At 34.5% G+C, this 17,627-nt stretch carries 16 protein-coding genes and 1 tRNA gene; 2 read left to right on the top strand and 15 right to left on the bottom strand.

Annotated elements, in window-relative coordinates; genetic code table 11:
- Positions 1 to 269: 269 nt before the first annotated feature.
- The gene (locus FNJ88_RS05340; RefSeq protein WP_143852191.1) at positions 270 to 1,931 is read left to right on the top strand and encodes an ABC transporter ATP-binding protein; all 1,662 of its coding nucleotides are present in this window, start codon (positions 270 to 272) and stop codon (positions 1,929 to 1,931) included.
- A gap of 114 nt (positions 1,932 to 2,045) precedes the next feature.
- The gene (locus tag FNJ88_RS05345) at positions 2,046 to 2,381 is read left to right on the top strand and encodes a DUF3276 family protein (protein WP_143852192.1); all 336 of its coding nucleotides are present in this window, start codon (positions 2,046 to 2,048) and stop codon (positions 2,379 to 2,381) included.
- 123 nt (positions 2,382 to 2,504) lie between these two features.
- On the opposite strand, the gene FNJ88_RS05350 is transcribed toward FNJ88_RS05345, so the two are convergent.
- The 15 genes from FNJ88_RS05350 to FNJ88_RS05420 form a co-directional block, all read right to left on the bottom strand.
- Positions 2,505 to 2,580: transfer RNA gene (locus FNJ88_RS05350), tRNA-His, on the bottom strand.
- A gap of 34 nt (positions 2,581 to 2,614) precedes the next feature.
- Positions 2,615 to 3,334 carry a bacillithiol biosynthesis deacetylase BshB1 gene (bshB1, locus tag FNJ88_RS05355; protein WP_143852193.1) on the bottom strand — a complete coding sequence of 240 codons (720 nt, stop codon included), beginning with the start codon at positions 3,332 to 3,334 and terminating at the stop codon, positions 2,615 to 2,617.
- A gap of 12 nt (positions 3,335 to 3,346) precedes the next feature.
- Positions 3,347 to 4,024 (bottom strand): hypothetical protein, encoded by a 678-nt coding sequence (locus FNJ88_RS05360; protein ID WP_143852194.1) that lies wholly within the window; start codon positions 4,022 to 4,024, stop codon positions 3,347 to 3,349.
- A 1-nt stretch (position 4,025) separates the two neighbouring features.
- Entirely contained in the window at positions 4,026 to 4,889 is an 864-nt protein-coding gene (gene rfbD / locus FNJ88_RS05365; RefSeq protein WP_143852195.1) for a dTDP-4-dehydrorhamnose reductase, read from the bottom strand.
- On the bottom strand, positions 4,889 to 5,377 hold the full coding sequence (locus FNJ88_RS05370) for an acyl-CoA thioesterase (protein ID WP_410495203.1): 489 nt from the start codon (positions 5,375 to 5,377) through the stop codon (positions 4,889 to 4,891). The genes rfbD and FNJ88_RS05370 overlap by 1 nt, the downstream gene beginning before the upstream one ends.
- Before the next feature lie 60 nt (positions 5,378 to 5,437).
- Complete coding sequence (locus tag FNJ88_RS05375; RefSeq protein WP_143852197.1) at positions 5,438 to 5,932, bottom strand: OmpH family outer membrane protein; 495 nt, start codon at positions 5,930 to 5,932, stop codon at positions 5,438 to 5,440.
- A 43-nt stretch (positions 5,933 to 5,975) separates the two neighbouring features.
- Positions 5,976 to 6,578, bottom strand: coding sequence for an OmpH family outer membrane protein (locus FNJ88_RS05380; protein WP_143852198.1), 603 nt, complete (start codon positions 6,576 to 6,578; stop codon positions 5,976 to 5,978).
- Positions 6,579 to 6,589: 11 nt separating this feature from the next.
- Positions 6,590 to 9,127: an outer membrane protein assembly factor gene (locus FNJ88_RS05385; protein WP_143852199.1), complete on the bottom strand. Its 2,538-nt coding sequence runs from the start codon at positions 9,125 to 9,127 to the stop codon at positions 6,590 to 6,592.
- Between the two features lie 28 nt (positions 9,128 to 9,155).
- Positions 9,156 to 9,908, bottom strand: coding sequence for a polyprenyl diphosphate synthase (gene uppS / locus FNJ88_RS05390; RefSeq protein ID WP_143852200.1), 753 nt, complete (start codon positions 9,906 to 9,908; stop codon positions 9,156 to 9,158).
- A 4-nt stretch (positions 9,909 to 9,912) separates the two neighbouring features.
- On the bottom strand, positions 9,913 to 10,812 hold the full coding sequence (locus FNJ88_RS05395; RefSeq protein ID WP_143852201.1) for a DUF6089 family protein: 900 nt from the start codon (positions 10,810 to 10,812) through the stop codon (positions 9,913 to 9,915).
- Between the two features lie 182 nt (positions 10,813 to 10,994).
- Positions 10,995 to 13,475, bottom strand: a complete 2,481-nt coding sequence (locus tag FNJ88_RS05400) for an exopolysaccharide transport family protein (protein WP_143852202.1) — start codon at positions 13,473 to 13,475, stop codon at positions 10,995 to 10,997.
- 1 nt (position 13,476) lies between these two features.
- On the bottom strand, positions 13,477 to 14,331 hold the full coding sequence (locus FNJ88_RS05405; RefSeq protein ID WP_143852203.1) for a polysaccharide biosynthesis/export family protein: 855 nt from the start codon (positions 14,329 to 14,331) through the stop codon (positions 13,477 to 13,479).
- Positions 14,332 to 14,364: 33 nt separating this feature from the next.
- Positions 14,365 to 15,486: a glycosyltransferase family 4 protein gene (locus tag FNJ88_RS05410; RefSeq protein WP_143852204.1), complete on the bottom strand. Its 1,122-nt coding sequence runs from the start codon at positions 15,484 to 15,486 to the stop codon at positions 14,365 to 14,367.
- 4 nt (positions 15,487 to 15,490) lie between these two features.
- Positions 15,491 to 16,621 (bottom strand): EpsG family protein, encoded by a 1,131-nt coding sequence (locus tag FNJ88_RS05415; RefSeq protein WP_143852205.1) that lies wholly within the window; start codon positions 16,619 to 16,621, stop codon positions 15,491 to 15,493.
- A 15-nt stretch (positions 16,622 to 16,636) separates the two neighbouring features.
- Positions 16,637 to 17,626: a glycosyltransferase family 2 protein gene (locus FNJ88_RS05420; protein ID WP_143852206.1), complete on the bottom strand. Its 990-nt coding sequence runs from the start codon at positions 17,624 to 17,626 to the stop codon at positions 16,637 to 16,639.
- Position 17,627 lies beyond the last annotated feature (1 nt).

Here is a 17,627-nt window from a genome sequence, read left to right on the forward strand (position 1 = left end):
TGGATATTAGTGCAGCTATTTAAATTACTGAGTAAACAGTATCAAAGTATTTGATACTGTTTTTTTTATCTTTAAATTTTATCTCACAACTTGAATATCTTACCTAATTATTAATGTAGTTCAATTACATTTTTATTTAGGAGTTTATTTTAATAAATATTCAAATGGTTATATAATAATTTTATGTGAAATAATAACTTCTCAAATTTCAATTTATTACTTTTGTGTCGCTTAATTGGCAAGAATATTGTCGGATAGCGATCTTATTTATGAATGCACTCAAAACCCTTAATCCCTATTTTTGGAAACATAAAACACTCTTGTTTTATGGTTTTTTATTCATTATTGCCAGCAATTTCTTTAATATTTATAAGGTTCAGTTCGTCGGTAGATCCATTGACGAAATTTCTAATACATCCAGTCTTGGATTTAATAAGCAAGTATTGTACTATGTTGGAATCATTGTAGGATCATCTTTGCTTACGGGCTTCTTCACCTTTATGATGCGGCAAACGATCATTGTATCCTCAAGAAGAATTGAATATGAATTAAAAAATAAGATTTACAAACATTACCAAGAACTTTCACTAACGGACTTTAAAAAAACGACTATTGGTGATTTGATGAATAGACTGAGTGAAGATGTTGTCGCTGTTCGTATGTATTTAGGTCCGGGAGTAATGTATATAGTCAATTTGCTTATCCTACTTATTATCACCAGTATTTACATGCTGAAAACAAATACAGAAATGACTTTATGGTCTTTGATCCCTTTACCAATATTATCTTTTCTGATTTATAAAGTAAGTTCGATCATCAACAAAAAGTCGAAAATCATGCAGAAGAGCCAGTCTGCAATTTCAACTTTTGTACAAGATAGTTTCTCTGGGATTCGGGTAGTAAAATTTTTCGCTAAAGAAAGTTATATCGAAGAAAGTTACGGAACCAAAGTAAAGGACTACCAGGATAAATCTTTGGATCTGGCGAAAACGGAAGCATACTTTTTCACGATTATTCTTTTTGTAATTGGTTTATTGAATGTGGTCATCCTATTATTAGGCGGTCAAAAATATCTGAACAATGAACTTACAGTCGGGAAAATTGCTGATTTCTTTTTATACATTAATATTCTTATTTTCCCCTTTTCTATGGTCGGTTGGGTCACTTCAATCAATCAACGGGCAGAAGCCTCAATGTCCCGAATTAATGAATTTCTAGACATGAAAAGTGACATTATCAATACCAATAATGATCAATATATTATTAAAGGAGACATCGAATTCAGAAATGTATCGTATGTTTATCCGAATACAGGAATTAAGGCGCTAGATCGGTTAAGTTTTAAAATCTCAGCGGGTAAATCATTAGCGATCATGGGCAAGACTGGAAGCGGGAAATCAACGATTGCACTGTTGCTTTGTCGCTTGATCGATCCATCAGAAGGAGAAATCCTGATCGATGGAAAAAATTTAAAAGACCATAATCTTGAGATTTACCGTAAGTTCATTGGTTATATTCCACAGGAAAGTTTTTTATTTTCGGATACAATAGAAAACAATATTGGTTTTGCGATCGATAAGCCATCACTTGATAAGGTGATAGCGTATGCTAAAAAAGCAGACGTTCATAAAAACATCATCGAATTCAAAGATCAATACAAGACAATGGTTGGAGAGCGCGGAGTGATGCTTTCGGGAGGGCAGAAACAACGGATCTGTATAGCAAGAGCTTTAATTAAAGAGCCAAGTATTCTAATTTTTGACGATTCTCTGTCGGCTCTGGATACCGAAACGGAAGAAAATATATTACAAAACATTGAAAATCAAATTCAAAACTGTACTTCAATTATTATTACCCACCGACCTAGCAGTGCGAAAAGGGCGGATAAAATACTGAACCTCACCCCAGTAGAAAATGAAAATTTGAATTAAATCATCAATTTATTATGAATAACCTATTTTATCAGTAAATAGTTACAAATATATTTTGCATTTAAAAGAAATCTTTTATATTTGTTTAACAAAGATTTCAAAAAATAGCTACAAATGAGTGAATACAAGGAACGCCACGAAAATGAAATTTTCACCAAGGTTTTGAAGGCCGGGAGAAGAACATATTTCTTTGACGTGCGTGAAACAAAAGCAGGGGATTACTATCTAACAATTACCGAAAGTAAAAAAAACTTTGGCGAAAACGGAGAAGCATCTTTTGAAAAACATAAAATATATCTTTACAAAGAAGATTTTAAAAGTTTCGAAGAAATGTTTAAAGATTCCACAGATTTTATCATTAGCCAAAAAGGAGAAGATGTAATTTCTGAAAAACATGATAAAGATTTCAAAACAAAATCATTTACCATTGACTCAGACGAGGAAATTTAAACTTCTAAATAGATATAAAAAAGCATTCAATTTTGGATGCTTTTTTTGGTCCTGTTTTCCCTATATTTCAGATAACACTTACTAAAAAGAAAAAACGCATTGAAAATCAATGCGTTTTAACGTGGGTGAATGAGGGGTCTCGAACCCCCGACCTCCGGAACCACAATCCGGCGCTCTAACCAACTGAGCTACAATCACCGTTTGAGGTTGCAAATATAAGATTTTTCGATATACTACAAAATTATTCCATCAAAATTTTTGAATGCTAAGAGTTTTTCCGTGGTGAAGCCTTCTGCAAATGCAACCCCGGAAAGTCTTCCAAGATCTTGCGCACGGTAAGTTAAACTCTCTAAGAAATCTTTACTTGAAATAGGAGTCATTGGTTCTGTGGATGTTGGATCATAAAACTGGGTTTTATAAGCCAAACAAGCTTCAATCTTTCTAGGCATAAAATCTGAGATATCTACCACAAAGTCAGGTGTGATATGTTTCCACTGGATGTAGTGAAAAATCTGTTTCGGGCGCCACGCCTGTTGAATCTCCCGATCCAAAGTTGTTTCAATTTTAACCAAACCAGAAAGGAAGCACGCATCGGACACTAATTTTGAGGCTTTTGCGTGATCCGGATGCCGATCATCAATAGAATTAGCAAAAACAATTTCTGGCCGGTATTTTCTGATCATTTGAACAATTTTCATTTGATACTCTTCTGTGTTGAGCAGGAAACCATCTCTCATTTTGAGATTTTCACGATCTGCATAACCCATTATTGCGGTAGATTCAGCAGCTTCCTGCGCTCGGGTAACATTGGTTCCACGTGTTCCCAATTCTCCTTGCGTAAGATCTATAACGGCTACGGTTTTACCTTCAGAGATTAGTTTCGCCAAAGTTCCACCACATCCCAGTTCTACATCATCAGGATGTGCACCAATTGCTAAAATATCTACTTTCATCTTTTTTTATATTTACTTAAGAAGTTGATAAATAGTCGTCAAAAACTGTGCATAAGATTGCTCTAATCGGACAATATCGCCGGATTTTAAATTAATACCAGGTTCTCCCGCTGAATTCGAATTTACAGAAAATCCGGAAACTTGAAAATAAGTTGCAACCTGATTTTCTTGATAACCAACCTTTATTGTTGATCCCAAGATATTTCTGGTAGAAATCGTATAGATCTGAGCCGGTTCGAGAATCAATTTTGTATAGGTTCTTGGCTCAAGCGTTATATTCTTCTGATTAATTGAAATCTTCTGTTTCTTATAGGGCGAACCAATAATATAAACGATGTTATTTTCTTTCGGAATTTCATGTGCATCCAAGTAATATAAGCTCAATTTATAATGGGTAAAATCAAATTCTGAAACTGAACCGTCAATTTTTTCAAAAGGCTGGTAACGAAAGGAATTGGCGCCAATTTCTTTTGCTTTTTTATAAATTTTGTTAAAAACTTCTACATCATTGTCAGAGAAACCCTGAACTTCCAACTCTCCTAAATATTCTGCCCCTTCAATTACTGAATCCAGCCTATAAAAAATTTTATCCGTATTTGAATGTGTTTTTACAACCTTACTTAAAACTACGTTCTGCCCAAACAGGAAGGTTGATAAAAAAATAAAAGACAGGAGAATAAAGTTTTTCATTTTAATCATTTTTCAAAATTTCGATACAGTCGTGTAAGGAATTCTCCCAATGACAAGGTTCTATTTTATAAATACTTTCAATTTTATCCAAAGATAAAGTACTTCTTTTCGGACGTTTCGCCGGTGTTGGGAATTCTTCTGTCGTAATTGGTTTCAATTTAATTTTGGAATTAGAAAAATCTGCAATTTTAGTAGCGAAATTAAACCAGGTAGTCTCAGGATAATTAGAAAAGTGGAAAATGCCAAAAACCTTGGTTTCAGTTTCGATAATTTTCATTACTGCCGCAGCTAGATCATTAGCATTTGTTGGTTGACCGTACTGATCTGCTACAATTCCCAATTCTTTTTTTGTTGAGAATAGTTGCAGCATAGTTTTTACAAAATTTTTATTGAATTCTGAATAGAGCCAGGAAGTTCTTAGGATAATTGTTTTGGGATTCGCTTCCAATGCTAACTCTTCGCCTTTAAGTTTGGACTCGCCATACACTCCCTGTGGATTGGTAAAATTATCTTCCGAATAGGAAATATTACTGTCGCCATCAAATACATAATCTGTAGAAATATGGACAAATATTGTTCTAGATTCTGCGCAGGCTTCTGCTATATTCTCGACACCAAACGCATTGACAGCAAAAGCTCTATCGCTCTCCTCCTCTGCTAAATCCACGGCGGTGTAACCTGAAGCATTAATACAGAAGTGAGGTTTGTAATCATCTAAGAAATTAAGAACAGCATTCCTATCTGTGATATCTAGATCTGCAGAAGTTGCAAAGTTAAATTCATACTGAAGTTCGTAATCACGTGCAATCTTTCTGAAACAATTGCCCAATTGCCCATTTGAGCCAATTATCAATATTTTTTTCATTAAATATTTACTTTTTTATTTTGCTTTCTAAAAAGAGCAACTCTACTTTTAAAATCCTTTTCTTCCAACTCCATCAAAAATTTTTGAAACAATTCTTTCGTTTCTTCTGGGTGTACCGCAGATTTTCTCGTTTTCATATTAAAATAAATAATAGAAAGCCAAAGAATACTATGAATGGTTTTCCCGTCTTCACTTTTCATTAAGATCTCCACCTTAGACAGGCGGTCACTTAGTTCAATTGTTTTACTGGAAATAATCACTTTGGAATTATAGCGCACCTCTTTCAAATAAGCAATCTCATTTTGAATGGTGATCCATGTGCATCCCGTTTTTTTTGTGTATTCTTCGTAAGTGAACCCATAACCGGATTCTACATGATCTTCCCTTGCGTTCAGCATGTATTCGAGATACTTCACATTATTTAAATGCCCAATAGGATCGCAATCGCTAAAGCGGACTCTTACAACATTAGAAATTTCTTTGTCCATCATACAAAATTAAAAAAACCATCCCGATTTCGAGATGGTTTAGGTATTTAAAATTTATTTTTAAAGTCCTAATTCTTTCTTTACAGCTGGTGTCGCATCTGGACCAGCTTTATAAATTAGTGCAGTTGAGTCTATGATAAAATCATATCCATTTGCTTTCGCTACTTTATCAACAGCCTTGTTAATTTTATCAACGATTGGTTTCACAGCGGCATCTCTTCTTTGCGCCAAATCATTTTGAGCTGTTTGCTGCAATTCTTGCAAATTTTGTTGTTTTTTCTGAAGTTCAGATTCTTTAGCTTGTCTTTGAGCTTCAGTCATTTTTGCACCTTCCGCTTTATACTGCTCTACTTCTTTTTGGAAAGCTTCACCTTGTTTTTGCAACTCGCCTCCTTTTGTTTTGCTAAAAGTATCTAGATCACTTGTCATTTTCTTCGTTTCTGGCATCATCGATAATACCACTTCATATTCCATAGATGCAACTTTCTGAGCTTTTGCAGATCCTGCCGCACAAACCATCATCACAGCTGCAAATAATACGCTTACTTTTTTCATAATTGAGATTCTATTAATTTATAGTTGTTATTTATTATTAAATTTAATTTTGCACTTTCTGAGATTTAACTCTTTCGTTTCGTTCGTTCTTTTTTGCCGTCGGTCTTTCAGTAGAATTTGAGTTAGGACCAGCCGAATTTTTCAAGAGTATATCTAAAACTTTATCGGTGTAATCATACCTTTTCTCGAGGAAAATTACGCTGATATTGTTGCTTTTATCAAGAACTATGCCTAAAGTATTCTTCTCTGACACGGTCTTAATTGCATTCCAGATTTGATCCTGGAAAGGCTTTGTAAGGTTCGCCCTAGCATTATTCATTTCACCCATAGAACCAAAGCGGTTGTTGATCATCGTTTTGATTTTCTTATCTAAGTCATCAACTTCTTTCTGTCTTGTCTTTAATTGATCCCCAATCAGCAAAACCTTTTCATTCTCAAGCGTTGCCTTCTTTGAATCAAATTCCGTCTGCAACGTTTGAATTTCTGCCTGCCAATTAGTAATTTGCTGATTCAATCTCGCTTCTGCATCTTTATATTCAGGCATTTTGCTCAAAATATAATCTGTATCAACAACGCCAATTTTCTGAGCATTTGCTGGAATAGCAAAAACAAAAAGCGCTACAATTAATAGATGAAACTTATTCATTAAAGTTAAATTTACAAAGTTTGATTCATTAAGAAGTGAGTTTTCCAACCTGCTGGTTCCGTACCCATTGCTGTTTTATCAAATCCGTAGGCGAAATCAAATCCGATCAATCCAAACGCACCCATATAAACTCTAATCCCAACACCCGCTGAACGTTTTAACTGGAATGGATTATAAGTTCCAAATGAATTGTATGCGTTACCCCCTTCTAAGAAGGAGAGTGCATAAATCTTCGCCGTTTGATTCATTGATATTGGATACCGTAGTTCTAACGCAAAGCGGTTATAAATGGTAGCTCCACCGTAAGGAGTTACATCTTCTATCATACCTCCTGTAGAGGAAGCATTTTCATAACCTCTTAAAGGAACCAATTCTCTACCATCATATCTCCCACCGAAAAGACCTGTACCACCCATATAGAATCTTTCAAATGGTGGCGCACCCAACTCTTTATTGTATCCGTCCAAGAATCCCATTTCTGCGGTTGTTCTCAACACCATCTTACCAACGACTGTATTATAGATATCAGCTTTTAGTTTTACTTTATAAAACTCCAATAACTTATATTTCTCTACAGGTGCCAGTGTTGAATAATCTTTTTTATTAAATAATGAATATGGTGGTGTAAATTTAACCGAAGCCTCTAGGTTGGATCCTGATGTTGGGAAAATTGGATCAATACCTGCAGAGTTTCTACTTAAGCCCACATTGAAACTGAAGTTTTTCGCAGATCCATTATATTCTGTTGTATTTCCAAATTGGAAGGGATAATTTGTAAAATCATAACTCTGGTACTGGATTCCAGTATACAAAGAGAAGTAATCATCCGGCCAACTTAACAGTCTGTTTAACCCTGCACTAGCAGAGAAAATATTTAATTTTTGTGTTGCACCATATTGATCAGAATACCTAACAAGAGATTGGTTTAAAGATACTGACAATGCTGTTGGTTTGGTCCCAAACAACCATGGTTCTGTAAATGAAATACCATAATTCTGGAAGAACTGACCTGCTTGAGCCTGAATAGACAATGTTTGTCCATCACCTTGAGGAACTGGCTTAAAGTCCTTAAACCTCAGGAAATTCTTTAATGAGAAGTTATTAAAAGTCAGACCTAATGTACCAATGAAAGATCCACCACCATATCCTGCTTGTAACTGCACTTGAGAAGATCCTTTTTCTACTAAGGTCCAGTTAATATCTACCGTATTATCCTGTTGATTCGGAACAACCTGCTGGCCTACCTGTTGAGGATCAAAAAACTGCATTCCTGCTAAATCAAAATAAGTTCTTTTAATATCGCTTTTTGCAAATAAACTACCTGGTTTTGTACGCAGTGATCTTAAGATGACGTGGTCATGTGTTGTGGTATTCCCACTCCACGTTACTCTATTCCAAGTAGCTTTTTCTCCTTCATTAATTCTAATTTCAAGATTAATAGAGTCTCCTTCTACCGATTTTTCGATGGGTGTAACGTTGGAGAAAAGGTAACCACTGTTCATGTAAAGAGATTTGATATCACTATCATCCTCTTTACCACCGTCTTCACCTACTTTTTTATTAAAACCTACAGCATCATAGATGTCACCGGTTTTGTAACCTAATACTTTTTCTAAATAATCTGTCGAGAATGCTGAGTTTCCTAAGATTTTAACATCTCCGATATAGTATTTTTTTCCTTCGTTCAGTTTTACATTAATCTCATACTGATTGTTCTTATTTCTCCATACAGAATCAGAAACAATTTGAGCGTCTCTAAATCCTAATGATCTGTAATAATTAATAAGATTTCCTTTGTCATCCTGATATTTATCTTCAATAAATCTTGAAGGCTTCAAAATCCCCGCGATGCTAAGGCTTTTCCGCTTAGTGTCCTTAAAAGCTTTTTTACGAAGTTTTTTGTCGGAAACGTTATCATTCCCTTCAAACTCAATATGGCTGATTTTTATTTTCTTGCCCTTATTTACATTAATGGTCCAGTCTACTAGCTCAGGATCTTTCGCATTTACTCTATCTTCAATGGAGATCTTTGCATCTGCAAAACCTTTTTTAATATATTCCTGTGGAATATTTGTTTTTAGGGTAGAGATTAAATTTTGAGTGATTTTCGTACCAGGTTTAAGATTATTGTCTTTCGCTAGTTTTTCACTTTTTGACTTAGATATTCCTTTACCTGTAAATTTAACTTCACCCAAGTCTTTTAAATCTTGAAGGTTAAATCTCAAAGTAACTTTGTCACCTTCAACACTTTCTATATAAACCTCTACTTCCGAAAAAGATTGAGTTTCCCATAGTTTTTTGATGGCGTTGCTTATTTTTTGACCAGGAATTTCTACACTCTCGTTTTTATTAAGTCCCGTAAATCTTAATATTTGAGCTGGAGTATACTTTTTTACGCCATCTACGACGATGTCTTTCAGGATATAGGTTCCTGTTTCGTTTTGAGCATATACTGGATTATTATCCTTATTAGTCTGCTCGGGTGTAATCTGACCATAGAAATGTGCCGATGCCACAAACATGATGATGGGTAAGAATTTAAACTTCATTTTTTGTCTTGCTAACTTTTTCTATTTTCTAAATATTTTCGTCAAGCTGCTCGCTTGTTTTTCCGAATCTTCTTTCTTTATTCTGATAATCATAAATGCATTTATAGAAATCTTCCTGCCCGAAATCTGGCCAGAGAATATCTAAAAACTGCAATTCTGCATAAGCGATCTGCCAAAGTAGGAAATTACTGATTCTTACTTCGCCACTTGTTCTAATCATTAGGTCTACCGGTGGAAAGTCTTTGGTATACAAATGGTTTTCAAAAACCTCTTCTGTTATTTCTTCTTCCTTTAATTCTCCGGATTTAATTTTTGCACCAATTTTCTTCACTGCGCTCAAAATCTCTCTTTGAGACCCGTAACTAAGCGCCAGGATCAAATTGCCTTTGTCGTTATCTTTAGTAATATCTACCAATTGATTTAGCTGTTGCTGCACCAATTGCGGTAGTTTTTCGATATCACCAATAATATGCATTCGTAAACCTTTGCTAAATATTTCTTCAGCCTCCAAAAGTAGTGTTTCCGAAATTAAACTCATCAGCGTATTTATTTCTTCATCTGGTCTGTTCCAATTTTCGGAAGAGAACGTATAAAGAGTGAGATAAGGTATCTGCATTTCATTACACGCATCAACCGCATTTCTTACCGCCTGAATTGCACATTTATGCCCATAGGTTCTTTCCTTACCACGAGATTTTGCCCACCTTCCGTTCCCATCCATAATAATGGCGACATGTTTCGGTAGAGGCTCCTTTTTTATTTTTTCTTTTATCGACTGCATAATTCTAATTACAATAACATGGAGGTCTTCCAAATGAATAGCTTAGTCCAACAGAAATACTATTTACCCAATCTTTGGAATTAATATTTCCAATTTGTCTATTTTCTACTATTGCTGCAGCTTTCGCATCTGCCATTTCTTTAAATGGACTTTCCTGTAACACCGACTTATTATCGGTTCCAGCAGCCAAAATATCTTTATTGTAAGTAACCTTAATATTTTTATCATCAATTACACTGTAATCAATAGAATCTGAAAATGTAGGTCTAAACATAAATTCACCAAAAAGCGCCCAATTATAATTAAACTTATACTTAAGTCCTACTCCAAATGGTATCGCCATTGTTAACTGCTTTCCTGTGCTGTAAGTTTCTTTGGTAATAAAACTGTTTGGATCCCCAGCTACAGGATTTATTGCAACTCCCACCGGGTTTCTTTTGAAATCATTTTCTATGACAAGTGTTGGTGTACTGGCATATAACGCTCCTAACCCACCAAAAATGTATGGGCTCAACATACTTTTCTGTTCATCATTTACGGGCAAAAAATTATATTCAAAAAGGAGATCTGCTTCTGCGATAGAGTTTGTCCCAAATAATCTTCTGTTACTACGGTATTGCTCTTTAGCAAGCGTATCTATAAATTGTATATTACTGTATGAAATATTTAATCTCACCGTTTGATAGGGATTAAAATTCATCCGGTATAGAATACCGGCATACAGAGGAACTCCATATTGGGATAAGTTACTTAGTGCTGGTTTCTGTAAGACATAATTTGTTCGACCAATATCACCTACCAAATTACTCATCCCTAATTGTACCCCTATTTCATGGCGTTGTCCATGGAAGGAAGCCGAAATAAAAAGCAACAATAAAAGAGGGTAAAAAAATTTGTTTCTCATGAATGATCTAACGTCAATTTCTATAAATAATTTTGCAAATATAAAACATTTTTAGTTTAAGGAAATTCTTAATTAATAGTTAAAAACCCTCAAAAAAGCATAATTTTTTGATAAGATTCTCCTAATTCCAGTTTTATATAATTTTATAACAGAGGAACCTTCAAAAAGAGGATTCTATATTTTTACTTTCTTCCTATGAATTGATTAACTTTATTTCTAATTTTTATCAATGTTGGTTCTTTATAGTTTGCGTCCTCTTCAAAGTAGCCATATCCATAGCCGTAACCGTAGCCGTAACCATAACCCTGTTTCGCTTGATAGTCATTATACACAATACCCAGATCTTTTACTTCGTGATTATGATATTTTTCTGTTATCATTCTTAGCATGTGCTTTTCTGTACATTCATGGCGAACGACGTAAATATTAGCATCTGCATATTTCATTAATTCAAATGGATCCGCAACTAAACCTACAGGTGGAGAATCTATAATAATGAAATCGTACTGTTTTTTTAAATCTGTAATGAAATTGATATTCTGCTCACTCATTAACAATTCTGAGGGATTTGGCGGAATAGGGCCTGAAGTCACAACATCTAAATTTGGAATTGATGTATGGTTAATAATCGCATCCATACTTACTTCTCCAGTTAAAAAATTGGAGATTCCATATTTGTTATCGATTTTGAAATCGCCGAAAATCTTTGGCTTTCTTAAATCCATCCCAAGTAAAATTGTTTTCTTACCACTTAATCCTAATACTGATGCAATATTAATAGAAATGTAGGTTTTTCCTTCTCCTCCTATAGATGAGGTAAGTAAAATTACTTTAGACTTATTATCCTCCTTATGCAAAAATCTTAAATTTGCCCTAATTCCTCTAAAAGCTTCTGAGATAGACGAACGAGGCTGCTCTAATACAGTGAGATTATTGTCATGATGATTTTCTCCTATAACGCCTAGCAATGGTATTTTTGTAGCTTTTAATAGCTCTTTAATATTTCTAATTTTGCTGTCTAACAATTGTGAAACTCCCAATAAAAGAAGGGGTAATAAAAGAAAACCTCCTATCAGCGTGTACTTGACCTTTTTAATATCAGGTGCAATGGGACCTTGTCCTAAATTTTTCGCATTATCAATTACGGTAATATCTGATTTATTTGTTGCCACTCTAATATTGGTCTCATTTTGCTTTGTCAATAAGGTATTATAGGTAGCTTCAATCATATTGTATCCGCGCTCCGCATCCATATATTTCCTTTCCTTTTCGGGATAAGTGACCAAATCAACATTGGCGCGTGCTATTTCTCGATCAATTTTTGATATTTCGTTAATATAATTGTTGTAATAGTTTCGTAACGAGCCTGTAGAATTCGATTTAGCTTCATTAATAAGTCTATTAATTTCTCGCATTGGCTCTGAATTCGGAGTATATATCGTTGCTAATTCTCTTCGTTTCAGATATAAGTTTTTAAGCTCTGAGACGGTAGCACTAAACATTCCATCCGAAATTCCTGCTGTGCTGGTATTGATCATTCGATCTAAATTCTGAGATGCTAACGTGCTTTTGATCTCATTTAAAGAATTTAATCTTGTTAGAATCTCGGCTTTCTGAGTATCAAGATCTTTAATTCTCTGCAAGGATTTCTCGTCACGGTCTTTAATATCATAAAGCTTTTCCGACACCTTCATATTATTTAATATGACAGCACTTGAATCCAACTTTTTACGAATTTGCGACAGATTATCTGTTAAATACTCCTCGGTATTTTTATCTACAATGTTACGATCAATCAATCTTTTCTTTTGAAGTACATCTACAGAAGTATTTAGGAAATTCACAGTCCCGTTCAAGTTAAAACCCCTTTTAGAGATAATCATAATGGAATTGATCTCTTTATCAAAATCAACATTGATGGTACTCACCAGGCTATTTACAGTGGCATTCACGGTAGACAGACTGATAATAATGTTTTCTAAAATAATGGAACTTTGTTGCGGGTTCGTTATCAATTTAAACCTCAAGTTAGGCGAAGTGTACCACTCATTAACAGATATCGTTTTATTCGCTGGCCTTTTATAGGGTTTTATAGTACTAAAGCCTTCACTTTCGAACGAATACAAAGAAGTTGAATGTCCTTCTTTTGGTAAAACGACTTCATATTTATTTCCACCTTTAGGAATTAAAGTGACAGGATAATCGACTTGTTGTGCGTAAGACTCATCAATCTCCATAAAAACAGGCGAATCATATTTATCCAGATAGGTCTGTTTTATTAAACCTTTTGTAGAATAATTGACATAAAGATCCAGTTGATTAACAAGGTACTCATTGTGTGATCTAGAGAGCAACATCTTTTTCAGATACACTCCATCCTGATTGCCATTTTGACCCCAGATAAAATTAATTGATTGGTTAGGAGTAAAATAGCTGGCGGTATTGTTGGAAATACTTAAAGATAAATTAGAGGCATAAATTCTCTGTGCATAGTATTTACTGTAAAACCACGATATTCCATATCCTAGAAGAGCCATTAAAACAAACCAGTACCAATTACGGAGAATTCGTCTGATAAAATGCTGAATGTCGAAAATAGCAAATGAGCCTACCTTATCGTTAGGTTGTTCTGTACTATTTGTGTTTTCTTTTCCCGGGATCATCTTAAAGTCTAGTTAAAATTAGATAAATCGACATTGCGGTCGTAATAACCGAAACCCCCGTGGTTAATGTTTGTATAGGATCTTTACCGAATCCATTTAGATTTTTTGCTCTTGTACTAAGGAAAATCTCATCCCCATTCTGAACCCAGTAATAAGGAGAATTCATGACATCTTCTCTAGTCAAATCTACTCTTGCACGTTTAATTCCTTCTGGCAACTTTCTGTGGATCACGATATTGGTCCTATCAACAGTCCGGTTTAATCCTCCATTGATCGCAAGCGCTTCCGTAAGTGTTAAGGTATTTTTATGTGCTACCTTCTCACCGCTAACTCCAATGGATTCTACATCTCCTAATATATAATAAGTAATCCCGTCTGTATTCAAACGAACTTCTGATTTCCCATCTACAAAATTCTGATTTACTTTTCCTTGCAGTTCCTGAGTTACGTCTTCTAATGTTCTTCCTTCTGCTTTGACATAGCCAATACCAAATACATTGATATCTCCCCGGGAATCCACTTTCAATCCATTAAAGTAAATATTCGTATTACCTCCCTGTCCGTTCCCTTGCGAAGTCACTGATGACCCCCCTGCTGAATCACCTCCAGTTGCTTGTGCTTTTGCATTAAGGCTGGAATAAAATTGAGCTGCATCTCCTTTTGGAGTTGTTACAATATTAAGCGTAAGAATATCATTTTTTGTGATTCGATAAACTGGAATGTTATATGGAACTAAACCCTCTTCATTAATCACCAAACTCTCATTAGGTTGCATATAGCGTACATCCTTTGTAGACACGCAGGAAGAAAGCATAAAACTAAAAAGAAGCAAAAAAGTAATCTTAAATATTTTCATCTGTTGTAACGTAATTTGCAAAAATAACAATAATTAATAAGCTTTTTTTCTATTTTTTAAAATAAAACGAGGAATGTATGCCCCCATAAAGCCTAATGCTAAAACAATTAGTAATAAAATATTGACATCAATATGTCTGAAACAGAAGGCGGTGGCGACAATAAATAGATAATAACCGATTATATATACGGACGATCGCCGATGCGTTAATCCCAAATCTAACAGACAATGATGAATATGATTTCTGTCGGCTACGAAAAGAGATTTTTTATTGATTAAACGGATAATGATAACGTGTAAAGTATCTACTATTGGCAAAATCAGGATTGCTATAGTTACTGCTGGAGCAGCTTGCAAGTAATATCTTGGCACATTAGGCAAATGTTTATCAACAAAAGTATCGATAAAGCAGATGGCAGTAAACGCCAGCAAAAATCCTAAAATCATAGATCCAGTATCGCCCATGAAAATTTTATTAGTTCGGTAATTTGATAAATTATAATAAAGAAAAGCAACAACGGAACCGATAATAGTAGCAGATAATATTACCAAAGGATAATTAAATTCCCCTAATCGAAAATAACTTATACCGAAGAAGAGACTACAAACCACCGAATAACCACCCGCTAATCCGTCAATACCATCTATTAAATTAAATGCATTTATCAAAATAATAAAAGTAAACATGCTTACGATAACGCTTATAAAATAATTAAGTTCATAGATACCCAACAGCCCAAAAAAACTTCTGATCCGGACATCGGATCCTAAAACCATTAAGGCTGTCACAGCGATCTGAGCCAGCAATTTTTTATAAGCTCTCATCACCACGATATCATCCATTACTCCGACATATAACAGTATAACTAAAGAAGCAAATAAAAATTTATAAAGTTCAAAGAGTTCAAATGCAAATATAGATGCGCAAACGGAAAGAGAGAAAAATATGGCTATCCCACCAAGATTTGGAATTTTTCTTAGATGGGAACTTCTCACTCCTGGCTCATCCATAAGGTTTTTCCGGCGAGAAATTTTAATAATTGTCGGAATAGAAATGAAAGTAATTACAAATGATAACAGCATACCAAGTACTAACTTTATATAAAATAAAGGTATGCCCCAACTCTCAAAAAAATCTTTAACTAGCTCGTTCATATATTTACCAAAGTGCGTTAGTGTACCGATCTGATGTAAAACCACCTCTATCTCCGTTCCCTTTTCCAAAGTAGAAAAACATCGCCACCAAATAACTCATAAATCCTATGTATAAAATTTGTCTGGTCTTTTCTCTTACGGCATATACCAGATTACTCATGCAGAACATGGTCATAAAAAACATATAAGCACCGGGCAGCCGGACTGCAAATATCTCATTCGACCGGAAGAAATAGAAGAGGGCAAGTCCAAAAACCGCGAGATTCCTCATATACTCGTACCACAAGACATTCTCACATCCTTTCTTATCATATTTGATAAGAATTCCTATAAAAAATAATTTCACAATATCATTTAAACCCGTTTCCACTTCTGTACCATAATACCGATCATCAAGATAACCCGTATACGCACCAGAAAGATCATCGGGAGAAATAGAACTAAAAAGGCCACCACCAAACCTATACAGTTCTAGCGGCGAACATAACAAGGCAATAACCAACACCCAAAAAATCCTCTTGCTGTTCATCGGTATTTTCACCAACCAATAAGCAGGCAGAAATGCAACTGAAGTTTTATGAAAACCAAGCGCGATATACATACATAACAAGAACATGGACAGATTACGGTCTTTAATAAATTTAAAAGAGGCTATACAAAAAGCAATTCCAATTCCTTGCCTCATCTGTCCAGAATCTTCAAAAAACATAATGGGCATAAAGTAAAAAAGCAATGCTAAAGTAGGAAAAGCTACATTTTTGTAAATAGCAGTAAACTTAAGACTCACCGTAATAAGCGCCATTATAAATGTAACGATATAAAAAGGAAAACCAAAATCAAATACCAATTTATTAATTAAAACAAAAATCCATTCTATCTGTTCGGTATTTGGGCGAAAAAGCGCTTTGTCCAGAACATCTCCGTAAGTGGTATACATTGCAAAACCGGAAAATAACATTTTGTACACAGGGTAATCTGCCCCCGCGTTCAGTCGAAACCCAACTGCAATTACAATTAATATACCTGCAATCCACACGAAGACACTCTGCTTCTTTTGCAACCTGAATATTTCCCAATAACTTCCAAAAGCAAGAAACAGAAAAATAATTACGAAAATAGGGTGTAGAATTGGCATCAATAAGTGGTATTTTTACAACAGCTTTTTCAAGAATTTATCGGCTCCAATAAAGTAAAAGAGGTAATAAATTTGTTTTCTCAATGGTAAAGATAAAAGATAATTTTTACCAAATCGTCTATAGAATAAAAGATCTAACAATGATATTTGATTTTTTAGTCTATAATTTCGCATTTCAAGAGACATTTTTGTGTAATCATGCTTATCTTTTACAAAAGCTTGATAAGCAATAAAGGTATAAACCCCTTCTAAGATTTGAAAATTTTTCAGATCTGCCATTTGATTTTTATATGGAGAGGTTAAAAAAAACTGCGTCACATCATTTACTGCTTTTAAAATATCTAAACCCTTTACCGTGTGAATTTTGGTAATAGAATCCTGCCTTTCTAAATAATTATAGTGATACGTTTGTGTTTGTGCAATCCTTTCACATTTTAAGAGCACCTGAGGAATTAACTGAATATCTTCAAAATGTATCCCTTTCTTGAAGCGCACCCCACAAAAAAGTTCTTTCTTAAAAATTTTATTACAAGCAAAGTAGGAAAGATCCGAAAAAACCGAGAAATGGTCTGGCAACTGGATACTTTCGGGCATATTTGGGATTTGTGTAAGTTTTTGAGTAACATTACCATTTTGATCAACTTTTTGCAAATTACAGATCACTAAGTCTGCTTGATGCTTTTTAGCGAGCTCGTACATTTCTTCAAACATCGTGGGCGAGACATAATCATCACTATCCACAAACCCTAAAAATGATCCTGTAGCTTGCTCTAAACCGAAGTTTCTGGCATCACTTAAACCTCCATTCGATTTATAAAACCCCTTAATTAAATGCGGAAATTTCTGTTGATACTCATCAATAATGCTTTGTGAATTGTCTACACTGCCATCATTAACTACGATGACCTCAATATCCTGCAGAGTCTGATTTACCAAAGAATCCAAGCATTTTCTTAGATATTCTTCCACTTGGTAAACCGGCACAATAATAGATATCTTCGGCATT

It is taken from the genome of Chryseobacterium sp. SNU WT5 (genome assembly GCF_007362475.1).
Lineage (GTDB): Bacteria > Bacteroidota > Bacteroidia > Flavobacteriales > Weeksellaceae > Kaistella.

Bases quoted from the DNA above. Each gene is read 5' to 3' on its own strand.
- FNJ88_RS05340 (WP_143852191.1), top strand. From the start codon at position 270: ATGAATGCACTCAAAACCCTTAATCCCTATTTTTGGAAACATAAAACA.
- rfbD (WP_143852195.1), bottom strand. From the start codon at position 4,889: ATGAAAAAAATATTGATAATTGGCTCAAATGGGCAATTGGGCAATTGT.
- FNJ88_RS05370 (WP_410495203.1), bottom strand. From the start codon at position 5,377: ATGGACAAAGAAATTTCTAATGTTGTAAGAGTCCGCTTTAGCGATTGC.
- uppS (WP_143852200.1), bottom strand. From the start codon at position 9,908: ATGCAGTCGATAAAAGAAAAAATAAAAAAGGAGCCTCTACCGAAACAT.
- FNJ88_RS05420 (WP_143852206.1), bottom strand. From the start codon at position 17,626: ATGCCGAAGATATCTATTATTGTGCCGGTTTACCAAGTGGAAGAATAT.
- FNJ88_RS05400 (WP_143852202.1), bottom strand. From the start codon at position 13,475: ATGATCCCGGGAAAAGAAAACACAAATAGTACAGAACAACCTAACGAT.
- FNJ88_RS05380 (WP_143852198.1), bottom strand. From the start codon at position 6,578: ATGAATAAGTTTCATCTATTAATTGTAGCGCTTTTTGTTTTTGCTATT.
- FNJ88_RS05405 (WP_143852203.1), bottom strand. From the start codon at position 14,331: ATGAAAATATTTAAGATTACTTTTTTGCTTCTTTTTAGTTTTATGCTT.
- FNJ88_RS05415 (WP_143852205.1), bottom strand. From the start codon at position 16,621: ATGCCAATTCTACACCCTATTTTCGTAATTATTTTTCTGTTTCTTGCT.
- bshB1 (WP_143852193.1), bottom strand. From the start codon at position 3,334: ATGAAAGTAGATATTTTAGCAATTGGTGCACATCCTGATGATGTAGAA.
- FNJ88_RS05410 (WP_143852204.1), bottom strand. From the start codon at position 15,486: ATGAACGAGCTAGTTAAAGATTTTTTTGAGAGTTGGGGCATACCTTTA.
- FNJ88_RS05385 (WP_143852199.1), bottom strand. From the start codon at position 9,127: ATGAAGTTTAAATTCTTACCCATCATCATGTTTGTGGCATCGGCACAT.
- FNJ88_RS05360 (WP_143852194.1), bottom strand. From the start codon at position 4,024: ATGAAAAACTTTATTCTCCTGTCTTTTATTTTTTTATCAACCTTCCTG.
- FNJ88_RS05375 (WP_143852197.1), bottom strand. From the start codon at position 5,932: ATGAAAAAAGTAAGCGTATTATTTGCAGCTGTGATGATGGTTTGTGCG.
- FNJ88_RS05395 (WP_143852201.1), bottom strand. From the start codon at position 10,812: ATGAGAAACAAATTTTTTTACCCTCTTTTATTGTTGCTTTTTATTTCG.
- FNJ88_RS05345 (WP_143852192.1), top strand. From the start codon at position 2,046: ATGAGTGAATACAAGGAACGCCACGAAAATGAAATTTTCACCAAGGTT.